We start from the raw sequence: 16,062 nt of genomic DNA on the forward strand, positions 1-16,062 counted from the left end.
ATTAGGAGGAAGTATTGATGGTTTCAGCAGAACTTAAAATTGAAGATAAACTGTGGGCAGCTGCCGATAAATTAAGAGGAAGCATGGATGCTTCAGAATATAAAAATGTTGTTTTAGGATTAATATTTTTAAAATATGTTTCAGATAGCTTTGAAGAAAAGTATGAAGAACTAACCCAAGATGAGTATGCAGACCCTGAAGATAAAGATGAATATTTGGCTGATAATATTTTTTGGGTACCTGCTGAAGCAAGATGGGAAAAAATCAATCGTGATGCTAAAACACCAAAAATTGGCGAAACGATTGATGAAGCGATGATTGCTATAGAAAAAGAGAATCCATCTTTGAAAAATGTATTACCTAAAAATTATTCAAGACCTCAATTGGACAAAACTCGTTTAGGAGAAACCGTCGATTTAATTACTAACATTAAAGTAGGGGATTTCGAAAACCGTAAAACTGATACGTTAGGTAGAGTCTACGAATATTTTCTTGGCAAGTTTGCAAGTGCTGAAGGAAAAGGTGGCGGAGAATTCTATACGCCACGTTCTGTAGTTTCACTACTAGTCGAAATGCTAGAGCCGTATAAGGGACGTATTTATGACCCTTGTTGTGGTTCAGGTGGTATGTTTATCCAATCAGAAAAATTTGTGGAAGAGCATGCGGGTAGTATTGGAGATATCTCTATATATGGGCAAGAATCTAATCCCACGACTTGGCAACTGTGTAAAATGAATTTGGCTATTAGAGGGATTGATGGAAATATAGGAGCACACAATGCAGATACTTTCCATAATGATTTACACAAGGGACTAAGAGCGGATTATATTTTAGCCAATCCACCTTTTAATATTAGTGATTGGGGACAGGAGAGATTATTAGAAGATTCTCGTTGGAAATATGGTACACCTCCTTCAGGAAATGCCAATTATGGATGGATTCAACATATGACAGCCAAATTAGCACCGGAAGGGACAGCAGGTTTTGTGTTAGCTAACGGAAGTATGTCTACTTCTACTACTTCAGAGTTTGAAATTCGTAAAAATTTAATTGAAAATGATTTAGTAGAATGTATTGTGACGTTACCGGGACAACTGTTTTATTCAACACCAATACCAGTATGTCTTTGGTTTTTAACAAAATCCAAAGACAAGAAAAATGAACGCAACCATCAAGGTGAAATTTTATTTATTGATGCCAGAAATGAAGGGTTTATGGCAGACAGAACGACCAAGGAATTTAGTGAAGAGGATATTAAGAAAATAGCAGATACTTATCATGCATGGAAAGGAACAAATGAAAAAGGATATGCTGATGTGGCAGGATTCTGTTCATCAGCATCATTAGATACAGTTAAGGAACGAGACTATATTTTGACTCCCGGTCGTTATATAGGTTTAGAAGATGAAGTAGAAGATTCTGAATCATTTGAAGAAAAGATGGAACGACTAACTACATTGTTATCTGAACAATTTATCCAATCTCATCAATTAGAAGAAGACATCTGTAAATCACTAGGAGGAATTGGGTATGAAATTTGAGTATGTGAAACTGAGCGAAGTGGCTGAAGTAACTAAATTAGCAGGTTTTGAATTTACTAAATATATAAAATATGAGGAAAAAGGAGATATTTGTGCCCTTAGGGGGCTGAATATAAAAAAAGGGTATTTAGATTTAAGTGATGTAAAATATATAGATAAGGAAACTTCCAATAGGCTCTTGCGGTCAAAATTATTTGAAAATGATATTGTTATGACATATACAGGCTCTAAATATGGAAATGTTGCCTTTATTGAAGAGAATGATAAATATCATTTGGCTCCTAATGTTGCTAAAATATCAATAAAGAAAGAATATGATTCATATTTTTATTTTATGGTATTACAAGGATATGAATTTCAGTATAATTTAAAACGTTTTGGAGTTGGAAGTGGTCAGCCAACAATTCCAATGAAAACAATAAGAACCATACCAATTCCTCTTCCTACTCTAAATATCCAAAAGAAAATTGCTTCTTTTTTTAAGAATATAAACAAAAAAGTTGAAATTAATAATCAAATTATATCGACTCTTGAAGAACTAGCCTTTGCGCTGTTTAAACGATGGTTTGTTGATTTTGAATTTCCTGATGAAAATGGAAATCCATATAAATCAAGTGGTGGAAAGATGGTTGATAGTGAATTAGGTGAAATTCCTGAAGGATGGGAAATAATAAAACTGTCAGATTTAGTTGTACAGATAAAAGAAACATTTAATCCAAATAAAACCGAAGTGGAAAAAGTAAATCATTTTAGCATTCCTAATTTTGATTCTAAAAAGTTTCCTGTTATAGAGAATGTAAATACTATTAAAAGTAATAAAACAAAAATAACAGATTTTACAGTGTTATTTTCAAAAATGAATCCAAATTTTGAAAGAGTATGGTTAACAGAACTAAATAAAAGTTATTTAAATGTTTGCTCACCAGAGTTTATAGCATTAGATTGTAAAAATATTAATCTACAAACTTATACTTATTTTTTATGCAAGTCAACCGCATTTAATAGGTTCTTAGTTAATAATGCTACTGGGTCAACAGGCAGTAGACAACGTATAAAACCAAGTATAGCAATGGGGTTTAAATTTGTTGGTGCAGTTGATTTAATTAATCAATATGGTGAAATTTGTTCAGGGATAAGTGAGCAAATTATGAATTTAAGGAATCAAATCGAGAATCTTGAAGAAATGAGAGATGCATTACTACCCAAACTACTATCAGGTGAAATAGAACTACCAGAAGATGAGGAGATGTAATTTTTGGCTGAAGAATACCATTTCAATGAAAATGATTTAGAGTCAGTTGCTTTACGTTGGTTAGAAGAAGTGGGCTATACTTCTGTTTCTGCTAAAGAATTAGAAGATAGCGGGATGTCTAAACGGAAAGATTACAAAGAAGTTGTTTTGATAGACCGTTTGAAAGAAGCTCTTGTAACAATTAATCCTGATGTATCGATGGCAGTAATTGATGATGCAATAAAGACGATTACTGTCCATAAACATCCCGATATGGTGGTCAATAATCAAACTTTCCATAGATATATTACAGATGGTATTGAAATTCCTACACGAGAAGGCAATCGCAACGTTACAAAACGTATTTTATTATTTGATTTTAATGAACCTAGAAACAATGACTTTTTAGCTGTCAATCAATTTATTGTAGAAGAAGACAATCAACGAAAAAGAACGGATATTATTCTCTTTGTCAATGGATTACCTATTGTGTTGTTTGAATTGAAGAATGCAACGGATGAAGCCGTGGGTATTTCAGACGCCTATAACCAATTACAAACATATAAACAAGAAATCCCTTCATTACTTACGTTTAATGAATTCATGGTTGCCAGTGATGGTGTGCAAGCAAAAGTTGGGACTTTATCGAGCAATGAGGAACGCTTTATGGTTTGGCGAACGATTGACGGAAAAGTGGAACATGGAACAGCTAGTAGTCAATTAGAAGTGTTAATCAAAGGAATGTGTAATCCAGAAGTGTTACTTGATTTACTTCATCATTTTATCTTGTTTAAAACTGATGGGGATAAAACGATTAAGATTTTAGCGGCTTATCATCAATATCATGCAGTGAATCGTGCAGTAGAAGAAGCAAAACGTGCGGTTAGCACTGAAGGAGATAATAAAATTGGTGTTGTTTGGCATACCCAAGGGTCAGGTAAAAGCCTATCAATGGTTTTTTATACTGGAAAATTGGTGCAAGAATTAGATAATCCGACTGTTGTAGTTTTAACTGATAGAAATGATTTAGATGACCAATTGTTTTTAACGTTTAGTCAATCAAGTGATTTATTACGGCAAACACCAAAACAAGCCAATGATGGGGATGAGTTAAAAGAGTTATTGTCTGTTAATGCAGGTGGTATCGTTTTTAGTACCATGCAAAAGTTTGCACCTAAAGAAGGCAATCAAATGGATATATTAACTGATAGACGAAACGTTATTGTAATGGCAGATGAAGCTCATCGTTCTCAATATGGATTTAGTGCGGATGTGAATGATAAAGATGGCTCAATCAAATACGGGTATGCTAAATACTTACGAGATGCGTTACCTAACGCTTCCTACATTGGTTTTACAGGAACACCTATTTCTAGTGCAGACAAGTCTACAAAAGCTGTGTTTGGGGATTATATAGATGTATACGATATGACCCAAGCGGTAGAAGATGGAGCTACAGTAAAAATCTATTATGAAAGCCGCATCATCCCTGTATCACTTCCTGATGAATTAGATATAGACGATTTAGTAGAAGACATTGTGGAAGGTCAAGAAGATGATGTCGCATCAAAAACGAAAGCAAAATGGAGTCGGATAGAAGCTATCACAGGTTCACAACCTCGATTAGAAAAATTGGCTCAAGATTTTGTGAAACACTTTGAAACAAGACAAGAAGCTTCTTTCGGTAAATCAATGATTGTTACAATGTCTAGAAGAATTGCGATTGATTTATACCAAGAAATAATTAAACTTCGTCCTGATTGGCATTCTGATGATGATGATAAAGGGAAAATTAAGATTGTAATGACAGGTTCAAGTAGTGACCCAGATTATTGGCAACCTTTTATTGGGAATAAGACAAGACGTGATAAATTAGCGAAGCGAATGAAAGATGATTCTGATGAACTTCAAATTGTCATTGTTCGAGATATGTGGTTGACAGGTTTTGATGTTCCGTCTATGAACACGATGTATATTGATAAACCAATGCAAGGACATAATTTAATGCAAGCAATCGCTCGTGTAAATCGTGTATTTAAAGACAAAACAGGCGGATTGATTGTAGATTACATTGGGATTGCACCGAATTTGAAAAATGCTCTACAAGAGTATACACCAAATGACCAAAAACAAGCAGGGATTGATACCCAAGTTGCCGTGAGTTTAGTCAAAGAAAAATATGACTTGATTACCAATACGATTCTAGATAAGTTCGATTATTCTGATTTTAATTCAACAGATTATACGAAAAAATTACAAGTTATTACAAATGCTGCAAACTATATTTTAGGATTAGATGATGTTGAAGATGTTAAGAGATTTAAAGATTTAGTAACGGAAATCACTCGAGCGTATGCTTTGTGTGTGACAGAAGAAGAAGTCCAACAATACAATGCTGAAATTGCCTTTTTTAAAGCTGTAAAAGTATATTTAATTAAATTAAACTTTGTAGATGGAGTAAAATCTCCTCAACAAATCGATGAAGAACTGAAGCAATTAATTTCTAAGTCTGTTGTAACGGAAGATATTGTGGATATTTACGATTCTCTAGGATTAGAAAAAGCTGAATTGTCTATTTTGTCTGACAAGTTTTTAGAAGAAATTAAAGAAATGCCACAGAAGAATCTTGCTTTAAAACTACTCGAAAATTTATTAGCGGGAAAAATTAAGTCTATTCAAAAAACGAATGTTGTTCAAGCAGAAAAATACTCTGACCTATTGAAAAAATCCATAAATAAATACAATACTAGAGGAATTACTTCTGAAATTGCCATTCGTGAGTTAATTGAATTGGCAAAAGACATGAAAACAATGAAAGAAGAAGGCGAAGAATTAGGCTTGACAGTTGAGGAAAAAGCTTTTTATGATGTTATCTCTAAAAGTTCTGATGAAGACGAGCAAGTTTTAAAAGATATTGCAGTAGGTATCGCTAAAACTATTGAAGAAAATATGACAATTGATTGGACAAAACGTAGTTCTGAGAAAGCCCGAATGAGAGTTGAAATCAAACGTTTTTTGAGAAAAAATAAATTTAAGACAGATTTAGAAACCATTGATTTAGTAATTACGCAAGCAGAGTTAATGGCTGAAAATCTTTCATAATTATTAAGTAGAAAAGCTCAAGGGTAAGTATTTTGATTGTCAATAAGAATGAAAGAAAAACGCAGATTTATCCATTAAATAGTTTGGATTAGGCACAATTGATAGAATAGAAAAGTCACATTAAATAACATATAATTTTCAATTTTTGTTTTGTGATACTTGTCTAATCAATTTTCCTACTAAAATTATTGATTAAGAAGTAATAGGTGTATTGAGAAAAACAAAGGTTGAACATTGCGTTGGTTTGTAGCAGAAATGGATTGCTTTCTAAGATTATTTATTGTATGATGAAGCCTGATAAAAAGGGACTTTCACTTATTTGAAAACCAATTTGCGGATAAATATCCAGATGTTGAACTGAAAAGTTTGATGTAAAATTAATTTGTAATCAATCAGTAGCTGAATCTTTAGAAGATTGAAGCTCGGCGCAGTCATTCTCAAGATGATTGCGCTGAGCTTTTCTTGTTATAAGGTATTAAAGCAGGCGTGATTGTTTTTTTTGAGATAGAATACTTACTATAACGAACCTATCAAGGAGTGGACAAGAACATGAATTTTTATGGCATCGAGTATTTAAAAAGCCAATCTAATTTAAATGATTACTTAAAGTATTTTTTTATTTTTGCTTTGTTAATCGGGCTAGTCATTGTGTTTAGTTTTTATGTGCGACATCAAATTCAAACGAAATATCGTGAATTAAGTATTATTATTTTTTTATCATTATTATTTGTTTTAGGGGTTCAATATTCCAATTATCAACTGAACCAAAATCAGCATTCACAATCTTCACAAATGGTACATTTTGTCGAACAAGTGGCACGGGAAAAAAAGGTTTCTCCAGAAAAAGTTTATGTCAATGGTACACAATTGGCTGACGGAACCATAGTTAAAATTGACGAAGTGTTTTATAAAATGAGTTTAAGTACGGATCAGCAGTCTTATACGTTACAAGAAACGTATTTATTAACACCAACGATTGAAATCATAAAGTAAAGTGAGGGAAAATTAATGCAGTTTTATAGTCCAATTATTATTAAATTTGCTTTAGGTATTATTTGTTTAATTGTCCAAATTAATTTGATGGGAAAAGGCAATTTGGCGCCCACATCGGCTATGGACCAAGTGCAAAACTATGTATTGGGGGGCATTATTGGTGGTGTTATTTATAATGATTCAATTACGGTGCTCCAATTTGTATTAGTGTTAATTTTGTGGACATTATTAGTCTTAATTTTAAAATTTGCAAAAGAACACAATCGCTATGTGAAGCAAATTGTGGATGGTAAACCCATTACTTTAATCAAGGATGGACAGGTTGTGGTGAAGGAATGTTTGAAAAATGGTATTTCTGCAAATGATCTAATGTTTAAATTACGAGCAAATGGTATTTATGAAGTCCAGCTTGTTAAACGGGCGGTTTTAGAACAAAATGGTCAATTAACAATCGTCGAATATGGCGATGAAAGTATTCGTTATCCGATTATTGTGGACGGTCAAGCCAACATGGATGTCCTAGAGTTAATCAAAAAAGATGAGCACTGGCTATTAACGCAAATCCAAGAACAAGGATTCCAAAGATTACAGGAAATCTATTTAGGTGAGTATTTATCTGGACAGTTAAGTTTATCGCCGTATGAAGAAAAAACGATTTCTTAGCTATACTTTTCATTCTACTTATATTAAAATTAAATGGTAATTCAATGAGTTTTAAAAGGAGGAAAAATGAAAACTAAAAAGATAGTTGTCGGGTTATTTTGTTCAATGATTATTTTAATGGGGTGCCAACCAGATCAACGAACTGAAAAAATGAAAGAAAGTACTGAAGCAGAAGCAGTCCAAGTAACGAGTGGTGCCTCGGCAGCCACTAATGCCACTTCTGTAAAGCAGGAGGAGCAGACAAACACGAATGATCAACCGAAGGAGAGTGCTGCCAAAGTGAGTTATGAGCGTAATGGACATACCTTTGAAGTTGATGCTGTTTCTGGCGCTACAGTAGAAGCTAATAATGGACAATCAGGAATTAGTCCAGAAGAAAAAGCTCAGAAGATGTATTGGTCAGGTCGTCCAGAAATCGGGGAAGTTCAAGGGGATTATTATCATCATGAAGTCGTGTTTGATGGCGGCTATACGGCTTTAATTGATGTCGTTGTTAAGGATCAACAAATTCAGTTAGTAGAATTTGATGAACGTGGACCTAAAAACTATTATTCTGAAGAATGGGCAGGAGTGACAAAACGTTTATCCGGCTATGCAAATTTTCAAGCGAACAACGCCCGAACTGATCAATCGTTAGTGACCGTTGTTAATACGATGACTTTTCTAGAAAATCAAATGGTTGCTGAAAATCGCCTAGATGGCGCATTCCAGACAGCCAAAGGTCAATCCAATAGCGCTAATAATGGCTATCTTCCTGCTGCTAGGGCTTTAGCCAAGGAAATCAAAGAACCTTCAAAAGAACATTATACAAGTCTAACAGAAGATTTTGGGGAGGGGCTTTCTGGACGTTTAACTGTTATTACGTTAAAAGATTCAGGGAAAATAACCGATCTTCGTTATGATGAATATTTTGCAGATACAGAAGAAGAGATTAAAGACGCAAAACTGAAGGCTTATTCTCGCCAATCAAAATATTTTTCTAAAGATTATGCTCAAAAATCGGGGGAAAATTTCAAAAAAGAAGTGGATGACTTAAGAAAAAAAGCAATCGAGGAAAATAAATTAGTCAGTCCGACAAATGAGGAAGCCTGGTCGGAAAATTATCAAAGGCTTGTAAAAAAAATAACGTCACAATAAATTAAAAAAACTGCCAAAGTGGGGAAACTTCGGCAGTTTTTTTTAGTTTTCCATGAGGGAAACTTTTAATGGAACAGACACTTCGGTCACATGGTTTAACTCAATGATAGAAATTTCATCTGGGTCATAAGCCTCTTTAGGTAATCGTTTTAACAGTTTTGCTAAAATTTCTTTTACTTCTGTCGGACGAATGCGACGATTTTTATTCATAATCAGAACTTCCACATGGTGAGCTGCTTCTGAATAGACAGCGGTCGTGTTTCCTGCTGAGTAGACTTTTACAAAGTAAGCATCCGTGTTTTCCAATTGTTTATTTACTAATTGTTTGTAGCTATTGGTCACATTCACTAATTTCATTTTATCACCTCATTATAGTTGTGTGCTGCAAAAGAGCGTTTCCAATTATGTACAGGAGTTCCAGATTGAATTTTTTCTATGAGGAACAAGTATACGAATATCTTTCTTCTATTATAGTTTTTTTTGATGAAAATAAAAAGTGAAAAGCATAAAAAAATCCGCACGCATTGTTATTAATGCGTGTGGATTTTTGATTATTCTGCTTGGTCAGATGTTGAAGTTTCTGTTTTAGTCACTTCTTGTGCGCCAGTTACGATAATTTTACCTTCGTTATCTAACGCTGCGACTAATTGATGATTTTCAGGATGATCTAGATAGTATTCAGCAATGCCGTCTTCAATTTGTTCTTGAATTGTTCGACGTAAAGGACGAGCGCCCATTGCAGGATCATAACCTAAATCAACGAGTTTCTCTTTGACTTCTGTTGGAACCTCAATGTGTAATTTTTGTTTAGCTAATAAGCTATTTACTTCTTCTAACATCAAGCTGACAATGTTCATCAGGTTTTCTTTGCTTAATGCTTTGAATTCGATAATACCATCGAAACGGTTAAGGAATTCGGGGGTGAAGAAGTTGTTCAATTGACCTAAAACGGATTTAGTCACACCTTCACGGGCAGCACCGAAGCCAACGTTGGCTTCCACAGCTCCTGTTCCAGCATTACTTGTCATGATAATGATGGTGTCTTTAAAGCTGACCGTACGACCTTGTGCATCTGTTAAACGACCATCGTCGAGAATTTGTAAAAACATGTGTAAAACATCAGGATGCGCTTTTTCAATTTCATCCAATAAAATTAAACTATAAGGATTACGACGGACTTTTTCTGTGAGTTGTCCAGCTTCGTCATACCCAACATAGCCTGGAGGAGAACCAATCAGTTTAGAAACACTGTGTTTTTCCATATACTCACTCATATCAAAACGAACCATCGAATCTTCTGAACCGAATAGCTCAAAAGCTAATTGTTTTGCTAATTCTGTTTTACCAACGCCTGTTGGCCCTACAAATAAGAAGGAACCAATTGGGCGGTTTTGTTTGCCTAGGCCTACACGATTGCGACGAATCGCTTTAGCTACTTTATCGACGGCATCATCTTGTCCGACAACATGAGCTTTTAAGTCAACAGCTAAATTTTTCAATTGGGTTTGTTCTTTTTCTTTTAAGTCACCGACAGGAATGCCAGTTTTTTGTTCCACAATGGCTTCAATATCTTTTTCAGTGATGACGGGTGTTTCTTCATCGCTGATTTGTTTTTCTTTCATTGCTTGTAATTTATTGATTTGATCACGATAATAAGCCGCTTTTTCAAAATCTTCTTCTGCGGAAGCTTGTTGTTTTTGTTGTTCCGCTTCTGCTAATTTTTTATCAATTGTTTTTGGATCGACGAGTTGAATAGTTAGATTCATTTTTGAACCAGATTCATCTAACAAGTCAATCGCTTTATCTGGTAAAAAGCGATCTTGAATGTAACGATTGGATAAGTTTGCTGCTGCGTTAATCGCTTCATCTGTATATTTAACATGATGATAATCTTCATAACGTTTTTGCAAACCATGTAAAATCGTTATGGTTTCGGCAACGGTTGGCTCATCTACTTGGACTGGTTGCATCCGACGTTCTAAGGCAGCATCTTTTTCAATAATACGGTACTCATTTAAAGTTGTGGCACCGACTAATTGTAATTCACCACGTGCTAAGGCTGGTTTTAAAATATTGCCAGCATCCATATTGCCATCACCAGCAGCACCAGCACCCACAATTTCATGGACTTCATCAATAAATAAAATGACATTTTCAGCTTCAGTGATTTCTTCAATCAATTTTTGCATCCGTTCTTCAAATTGTCCGCGAATACCAGTTCCTTGAACAAGTGAAACCACATCTAAACGAATGACTTCTTTGTCCAATAATTTTTGGGGCACATCGCCATCGACAATTTTTTGGGCTAAACCTTCGACAACGGCTGTTTTACCAACACCTGGTTCACCGATTAAAACGGGGTTGTTTTTTGTACGGCGATTTAAGATTTCAATGACACGCTTAATTTCTTGATCACGTCCTACTACAGGATCGATATCTCCTTGGCGTGCCGCTTCGGTGATGTTAATCCCATACTCGCCTAGTAAACCTTGACCAGCGCCAGCGCCTCCGCGAGGGGGTTGACCTCCATTACCACCATCACCAAATTGAGTGGGTGGTGTTTGTTGTTCATAAGGATTACCTTGTTGCATTTGGCGAGAAAGAGAACGATATAAATCGTCTAAACTCCCAAAGCCAAAAGGGTCTTGTCCCATATTTTGAGGGGAATTATTTGCTTGATTTTTTAATTTTTGATAGCAGCTTTGGCAATAGTCCAGTTGTTTTCTTTGACCATTCACATTTGCATATAAATGAATTGTTGCTTCATTTTGTTGACAATTTTGACAAATCATTGAATGAAACACATCCTTTCAAAATAACTGAGGCCAGAAAAATAGCTGTTTGCTCTATTATTTCTAGTAAACAGACCATTTTTCCTCAAACCAGCCAAGTACTAGATAGCAAGAATAAATTCTGTCTATAAAACCACTTGACCATTTTTGACCTTTGAGATTATTATAGCATTTTTTGTAAGAGAATCAAGTAAAAGACCTTGTTTAAAAAAAGGCAAAGATTCGATTTTTTTACAGACAATTGCGCCATTTTCAAGTAAACTATAAGAGTTGATATTTAAGAGAAAGAGTGGTGAAATCAATGGCTGAAAATCCTTTTGTAGAAAAAATTGCTTCATTAAAAGCTGGAGAAATCTCTGAATTAATCGTGGAGCAAAATGAATTTTTCCAATTTCGTGATGCTTGGATTTCTTTGCCTGACCGCGCGGAAATTGTTGGAGAAGCGGGGTTAAATGGACGAATCATTTATCGTTACCAAAAAGAGGAAGAATAGTCAGTGCAAAACATCACGAAATTTAAGCAAAAAGTGTTGTGTAAGATAGAAAAAAATGGTAATCTTAGAAACTGAAAGGGTCTTTTTTCGAGTAGACGTTTGATTTTAGCGTATCAAGAAAGGAAAACCCTAACATAAAAATTTTTTATTTACGAAGGAGACCGATTTATATGGAAAAGAAAGAATTTCACATTGTAGCAGAAACAGGAATTCACGCACGTCCAGCTACTTTATTAGTACAAACTGCAAGCAAATTTAACTCAGATATTAACTTAGAATACAAAGGTAAATCTGTTAACTTAAAATCAATCATGGGCGTTATGTCTTTAGGCGTTGGTCAAGGTTCTGACGTAACAATCACTGTTGATGGTGCTGACGAAGCTGAAGGAATGGCAGCAATCGTTGAAACATTACAAAAAGAAGGATTGGCTGAATAATGTCTGAGATGCTAAAAGGGATTGCCGCAAGTGATGGCGTTGCTGTTGCTAAAGCTTACCTGCTAGTTCAACCTGACTTGTCTTTCAACAAAACTTCCGTAGAAGATACTGATGCAGAAGCAACTCGCTTAGACGATGCTTTAGCAAAATCTACTGAAGAGTTGCAAGCAATTCGCGACAAAGCAGCTCAAAGCCTTGGTGAAGCAGAAGCGCAAGTTTTCGATGCTCATTTAATGGTTTTATCTGACCCAGAAATGGTTGGTCAAATCAAACAAAATATCCAAGACAACAAAGTCAATGCAGAAGCTGCCTTGAAAGAAGTTACGGATATGTATATTGGTATGTTTGAAGCAATGGACGACAATGCTTACATGCAAGAGCGTGCAGCAGATATTCGTGACGTTGCCAAACGTATCTTAGCACATTTATTAGGTGTGACTCTTCCAAATCCTTCAATGATTAACGAAGAAGTAATCGTGGTTGCCCATGACTTAACACCTAGTGATACTGCACAATTAGACCGTACGTATGTTAAAGCCTTTGTTACAGACATCGGCGGACGTACTTCTCACTCAGCAATCATGGCTCGTTCGTTAGAAATCCCTGCAATCGTTGGTACAAAAGAAATTACTGACAAAGTAAAAGCAGGCGATATTTTAGCAGTGAACGGAATCATTGGGGATGTTATTATTGACCCAACAGATGCTGAAAAATCTGAATTTGAAGCAGAAGCAAAAGCTTATGCAGATCAAAAAGCAGAATGGGATAAACTAAAAAATGCAGAAACCGTGACAGCTGACGGCAAACATGTTGAGTTAGCTGCAAACATTGGTACACCAAAAGATTTAGAAGGCGTACACAAAAACGGCGGCGAAGCTGTTGGTTTATATCGTACAGAATTCTTATACATGGATTCATCTGACTTTCCAACTGAAGAGGACCAATACCAAGCGTATAAAGCAGTTCTTGAAGGAATGGAAGGAAAACCAGTTGTGGTTCGTACAATGGATATTGGTGGGGACAAAGAGCTTCCTTACCTAACATTACCACACGAAATGAACCCATTCTTAGGTTACCGTGCATTACGTATTAGCTTATCAGAACTAGGTGACGGCATGTTCCGTACACAAATGCGTGCATTATTACGTGCGTCTGTTCATGGTAACTTACGTATCATGTTCCCAATGGTTGCTACTTTGAAAGAATTTAGAGCAGCGAAAGCAATCTTTGAAGACGAAAAACAAAAATTAGTCAACGAAGGTGTTGAAGTTTCAAACGATATCCAAGTAGGTATTATGATTGAAATTCCAGCAGCTGCCGTATTAGCTGATAAATTTGCCAAAGAAGTTGACTTCTTTAGTGTTGGAACCAACGACTTAATCCAATACACAATGGCGGCAGACCGTATGAACGAACGCGTTTCTTACTTATACCAACCATACAACCCATCAATCTTACGTTTAATTAAAAATGTAATTGATGCAGCACACGCTGAAGGTAAATGGGCTGGTATGTGTGGTGAAATGGCGGGCGATCAAACAGCTGTTCCATTACTATTAGGTATGGGCTTAGATGAGTTCTCAATGAGTGCTACATCTATCCTTAAAACACGTAGCTTGATGAAACGTCTAGACACAACTAAAATGGCTGAACTTGCTGACCGCGCATTAAAAGAATGCGACACGATGGAAGAAGTCGTTGCATTAGTTGAAGAATATACAAAATAATTAAGCGATTATGAAAGCACATCGACAATTGTCGATGTGCTTTTTTACTGTTGCGATTCACGTATTTTTTTCTTGAAATAATAAATCGTGCTTCCCAAAATGAATAGAAAAACTAGCGTGATGCTAAACACCAGTTTCCAAGGGAAATTGGTGTGCTTTTCAGGTGGGAGGTTGACGGCGGTAGCATTGTATTTTTTAGCTTCTTTTTCTTGGATGACTAAGTGTTTTTCCCACGAATAGTCTTGATAGCCATCGTTTGCTTTGATTTTTACAGTATAATTTCCAGGAACAAAAGGTTGTTCCTTTAAGTCAATCCGATAATTAAAATTTGTATTAGGGGCCATTGTTAACGACTCTTGGTGATTTTCGTAGCGAGGTTTAGCTTCTTTTTCATAATATAAAGAGGCATCGACTTGTAATTTTTTAATCATAGCCGCTTGTTTGTTTTGGAGATTCATTAATACGCGGTTACGACCGTTAGCTTGATCGGTTTTTACTTCATTTAAAGATAATTCTGGCTGAACAGGTTCATCTGTTTCACTAAGTAAGACGCCGACTACATAAGAAAAACGATTATTGATGGCCACACCGTTTTCTGAGTGAGCAGGTTGTTCATCTGACTTTTGTTCAAAGTAAAGTCCTCCTAAAACATACCCATTAAATGGTTTTTCCGGTAAAATAAGCTGACATTCAACAGTCTTGGTTGAGTGTTTAGGTAGTTGGATTTCTTTTGGTAATTGCGCAATCTCATTAAAAGTAAAAGGTGCAGATGGATCTTTTTTTGTTTCAGCATGAGAATAATCTGCCAAGCCATTATCATTAGTAATCGCTGCATTGGCTGAAGCTAGCACGGTAATGTCGTTGGCTGTTTGATTCGTTAGTTCGATTTGTAGCTTTTGTGTTTGGTTTGGAGCGACACGTAAATCAAAATAACTTGTTTCTTTGGTTCGTTGATTGTCGGGTAAAATGGCTTTTACAGAAAAAGTCATTTCGCTTGCTTCTACAGAATAAGAGCCAATAAAAAATAAAAAAATGATGACGCTAATAGCATGGAGCCATTTAAAAAGCTGCTGATTCATAGTGTGCACTCCTTTTTGACAATTTTTTATAACAAGGTATTGCATGAAACAACTTCATGCAATACCTTGTTTGTTTTCTTTTAAAGTGGTGTATCATCCAAAATCCAAGTAAGCGTTGTTTTATATTGTTTAGCTGCAACTTTTTTCGTTGTCGCAGGAACAGTTAATTGAATGCCTTGAGCAGCGGTCGCTCCGCTACCAAAAGCTAATGTCCAAGTGCCCATTCCTGTTGAAAGAGCGGCAGTCGCCACAGGAGAAGTGGCGGCACCAGTTGGATCCAAGGTTACTGGGACCGTTAATGGCGCCAAAGAAAGTAACTGTGTTGAATTGGGTGTTGCTGCTAAAAAGGTCAAGGATGCATTATCCAAAACAGCGGGTGTTGAATCACTTGTAGCAAATTGCGCACTCTGTTTAACTGATAATTTCCAGCCAAGATTTAGACCACGTTTGTCAGTTACTTGAACATAGTTTGGCACGCTAATTAAATCGCCAGTACTATTTTGCACTTGGTCCAGTTGTGCCGAATAGATTGCTGTTCCGGCTTGAATTTGTTTTGATCCAAAATGGATATTTGAAACATAGTCAATACTAAGGGGTCCGGCTGTACCAGGTTGATGAGGATCAGCAGGATTAGGTGTCACAGGCTGAGAAGGGTTCGTCGGGTTGACAGGTGGCGTGACAGTATTATCAAGAGCAAACGTAATATCAGCGTTGGATTGAATAGAAGCGACTTGAGCTGCTTCAACTTTTGGACTATTTAAAAGCATAAGAGGCGTTGCAACGAACAAAATGCTTGAAATGCGCACGATCTTTTTCATTTTTTTATTCCTTCTTTCTTGTTTATTTTTAACTTTTAAAAAAGCTAAA

General features: G+C 35.7%; 13 protein-coding genes. 9 read left to right on the forward strand and 4 right to left on the reverse strand.

Going from position 1 to position 16,062, the window contains the following annotated elements; translation table 11 throughout:
* The first annotated feature begins 17 nt into the window (after nucleotides 1–17).
* The 6 genes from IGJ46_RS02310 to IGJ46_RS02335 all read left to right on the forward strand — a co-directional run bounded on the left by IGJ46_RS02310 (nucleotide 18) and on the right by IGJ46_RS02335 (nucleotide 8,667).
* On the forward strand, nucleotides 18–1,541 hold the full coding sequence (locus IGJ46_RS02310; protein ID WP_218391427.1) for a type I restriction-modification system subunit M: 1,524 nt from the start codon (nucleotides 18–20) through the stop codon (nucleotides 1,539–1,541).
* Complete coding sequence (locus IGJ46_RS02315; RefSeq protein WP_218391428.1) at nucleotides 1,531–2,793, forward strand: restriction endonuclease subunit S; 1,263 nt, start codon at nucleotides 1,531–1,533, stop codon at nucleotides 2,791–2,793. The genes IGJ46_RS02310 and IGJ46_RS02315 overlap by 11 nt, the downstream gene beginning before the upstream one ends.
* Nucleotides 2,794–2,796: 3 nt before the next feature.
* Complete coding sequence (locus tag IGJ46_RS02320; protein ID WP_023894826.1) at nucleotides 2,797–5,874, forward strand: type I restriction endonuclease subunit R; 3,078 nt, start codon at nucleotides 2,797–2,799, stop codon at nucleotides 5,872–5,874.
* A 549-nt stretch (nucleotides 5,875–6,423) separates the two neighbouring features.
* Nucleotides 6,424–6,867 carry a DUF3290 domain-containing protein gene (locus tag IGJ46_RS02325; protein WP_002361249.1) on the forward strand — a complete coding sequence of 148 codons (444 nt, stop codon included), beginning with the start codon at nucleotides 6,424–6,426 and terminating at the stop codon, nucleotides 6,865–6,867.
* A gap of 15 nt (nucleotides 6,868–6,882) precedes the next feature.
* Nucleotides 6,883–7,530, forward strand: coding sequence for a DUF421 domain-containing protein (locus IGJ46_RS02330; protein ID WP_002355545.1), 648 nt, complete (start codon nucleotides 6,883–6,885; stop codon nucleotides 7,528–7,530).
* 66 nt (nucleotides 7,531–7,596) lie between these two features.
* Entirely contained in the window at nucleotides 7,597–8,667 is a 1,071-nt protein-coding gene (locus tag IGJ46_RS02335) for a hypothetical protein (RefSeq protein WP_002363169.1), read from the forward strand.
* Nucleotides 8,668–8,709: 42 nt separating this feature from the next.
* On the opposite strand, the gene IGJ46_RS02340 is transcribed toward IGJ46_RS02335, so the two are convergent.
* Entirely contained in the window at nucleotides 8,710–9,024 is a 315-nt protein-coding gene (locus IGJ46_RS02340) for a DUF1827 family protein (protein ID WP_002355547.1), read from the reverse strand.
* A 194-nt stretch (nucleotides 9,025–9,218) separates the two neighbouring features.
* Entirely contained in the window at nucleotides 9,219–11,459 is a 2,241-nt protein-coding gene (locus tag IGJ46_RS02345; protein WP_002384925.1) for an ATP-dependent Clp protease ATP-binding subunit, read from the reverse strand.
* Nucleotides 11,460–11,760: 301 nt separating this feature from the next.
* Here IGJ46_RS02345 and IGJ46_RS02350 point away from each other — a divergent pair, with 301 nt between their 5' ends.
* The 3 genes from IGJ46_RS02350 (at nucleotide 11,761) to ptsP (ending at nucleotide 14,116) form a co-directional block, all read left to right on the forward strand.
* Nucleotides 11,761–11,952: a hypothetical protein gene (locus tag IGJ46_RS02350; protein ID WP_002366170.1), complete on the forward strand. Its 192-nt coding sequence runs from the start codon at nucleotides 11,761–11,763 to the stop codon at nucleotides 11,950–11,952.
* A gap of 170 nt (nucleotides 11,953–12,122) precedes the next feature.
* Nucleotides 12,123–12,389, forward strand: coding sequence for a phosphocarrier protein HPr (locus tag IGJ46_RS02355; RefSeq protein ID WP_002355551.1), 267 nt, complete (start codon nucleotides 12,123–12,125; stop codon nucleotides 12,387–12,389).
* Nucleotides 12,389–14,116: a phosphoenolpyruvate--protein phosphotransferase gene (gene ptsP, locus IGJ46_RS02360; protein WP_002361251.1), complete on the forward strand. Its 1,728-nt coding sequence runs from the start codon at nucleotides 12,389–12,391 to the stop codon at nucleotides 14,114–14,116. Before IGJ46_RS02355 ends, ptsP begins: the two co-directional genes overlap by 1 nt.
* A 44-nt stretch (nucleotides 14,117–14,160) precedes the next feature.
* On the opposite strand, the gene IGJ46_RS02365 is transcribed toward ptsP, so the two are convergent.
* A complete protein-coding gene (locus IGJ46_RS02365) occupies nucleotides 14,161–15,240 on the reverse strand; it encodes a DUF916 and DUF3324 domain-containing protein (protein ID WP_016618664.1) in 1,080 nt (359 codons plus the stop codon).
* Nucleotides 15,241–15,275: 35 nt separating this feature from the next.
* Nucleotides 15,276–16,013, reverse strand: a complete 738-nt coding sequence (locus IGJ46_RS02370) for a WxL domain-containing protein (protein WP_002358689.1) — start codon at nucleotides 16,011–16,013, stop codon at nucleotides 15,276–15,278.
* Nucleotides 16,014–16,062: the final 49 nt, after the last annotated feature.

Origin of the sequence: Enterococcus sp. AZ120 (assembly GCF_050546165.1) — a bacterium.
Classification (GTDB): Bacteria; Bacillota; Bacilli; order Lactobacillales; family Enterococcaceae; genus Enterococcus; species Enterococcus faecalis.

What these genes read in the sequence shown, in the direction of transcription:
- IGJ46_RS02355 (WP_002355551.1), top strand. Translation starts at nt 12,123, where the DNA reads ATGGAAAAGAAAGAATTTCACATTGTAGCAGAAACAGGAATTCACGCA.
- IGJ46_RS02325 (WP_002361249.1), top strand. Translation starts at nt 6,424, where the DNA reads ATGAATTTTTATGGCATCGAGTATTTAAAAAGCCAATCTAATTTAAAT.
- IGJ46_RS02315 (WP_218391428.1), top strand. Translation starts at nt 1,531, where the DNA reads ATGAAATTTGAGTATGTGAAACTGAGCGAAGTGGCTGAAGTAACTAAA.
- ptsP (WP_002361251.1), top strand. Translation starts at nt 12,389, where the DNA reads ATGTCTGAGATGCTAAAAGGGATTGCCGCAAGTGATGGCGTTGCTGTT.
- IGJ46_RS02340 (WP_002355547.1), bottom strand. Translation starts at nt 9,024, where the DNA reads ATGAAATTAGTGAATGTGACCAATAGCTACAAACAATTAGTAAATAAA.
- IGJ46_RS02370 (WP_002358689.1), bottom strand. Translation starts at nt 16,013, where the DNA reads ATGAAAAAGATCGTGCGCATTTCAAGCATTTTGTTCGTTGCAACGCCT.
- IGJ46_RS02345 (WP_002384925.1), bottom strand. Translation starts at nt 11,459, where the DNA reads ATGATTTGTCAAAATTGTCAACAAAATGAAGCAACAATTCATTTATAT.
- IGJ46_RS02310 (WP_218391427.1), top strand. Translation starts at nt 18, where the DNA reads ATGGTTTCAGCAGAACTTAAAATTGAAGATAAACTGTGGGCAGCTGCC.
- IGJ46_RS02335 (WP_002363169.1), top strand. Translation starts at nt 7,597, where the DNA reads ATGAAAACTAAAAAGATAGTTGTCGGGTTATTTTGTTCAATGATTATT.
- IGJ46_RS02330 (WP_002355545.1), top strand. Translation starts at nt 6,883, where the DNA reads ATGCAGTTTTATAGTCCAATTATTATTAAATTTGCTTTAGGTATTATT.
- IGJ46_RS02350 (WP_002366170.1), top strand. Translation starts at nt 11,761, where the DNA reads ATGGCTGAAAATCCTTTTGTAGAAAAAATTGCTTCATTAAAAGCTGGA.
- IGJ46_RS02365 (WP_016618664.1), bottom strand. Translation starts at nt 15,240, where the DNA reads ATGCAATACCTTGTTATAAAAAATTGTCAAAAAGGAGTGCACACTATG.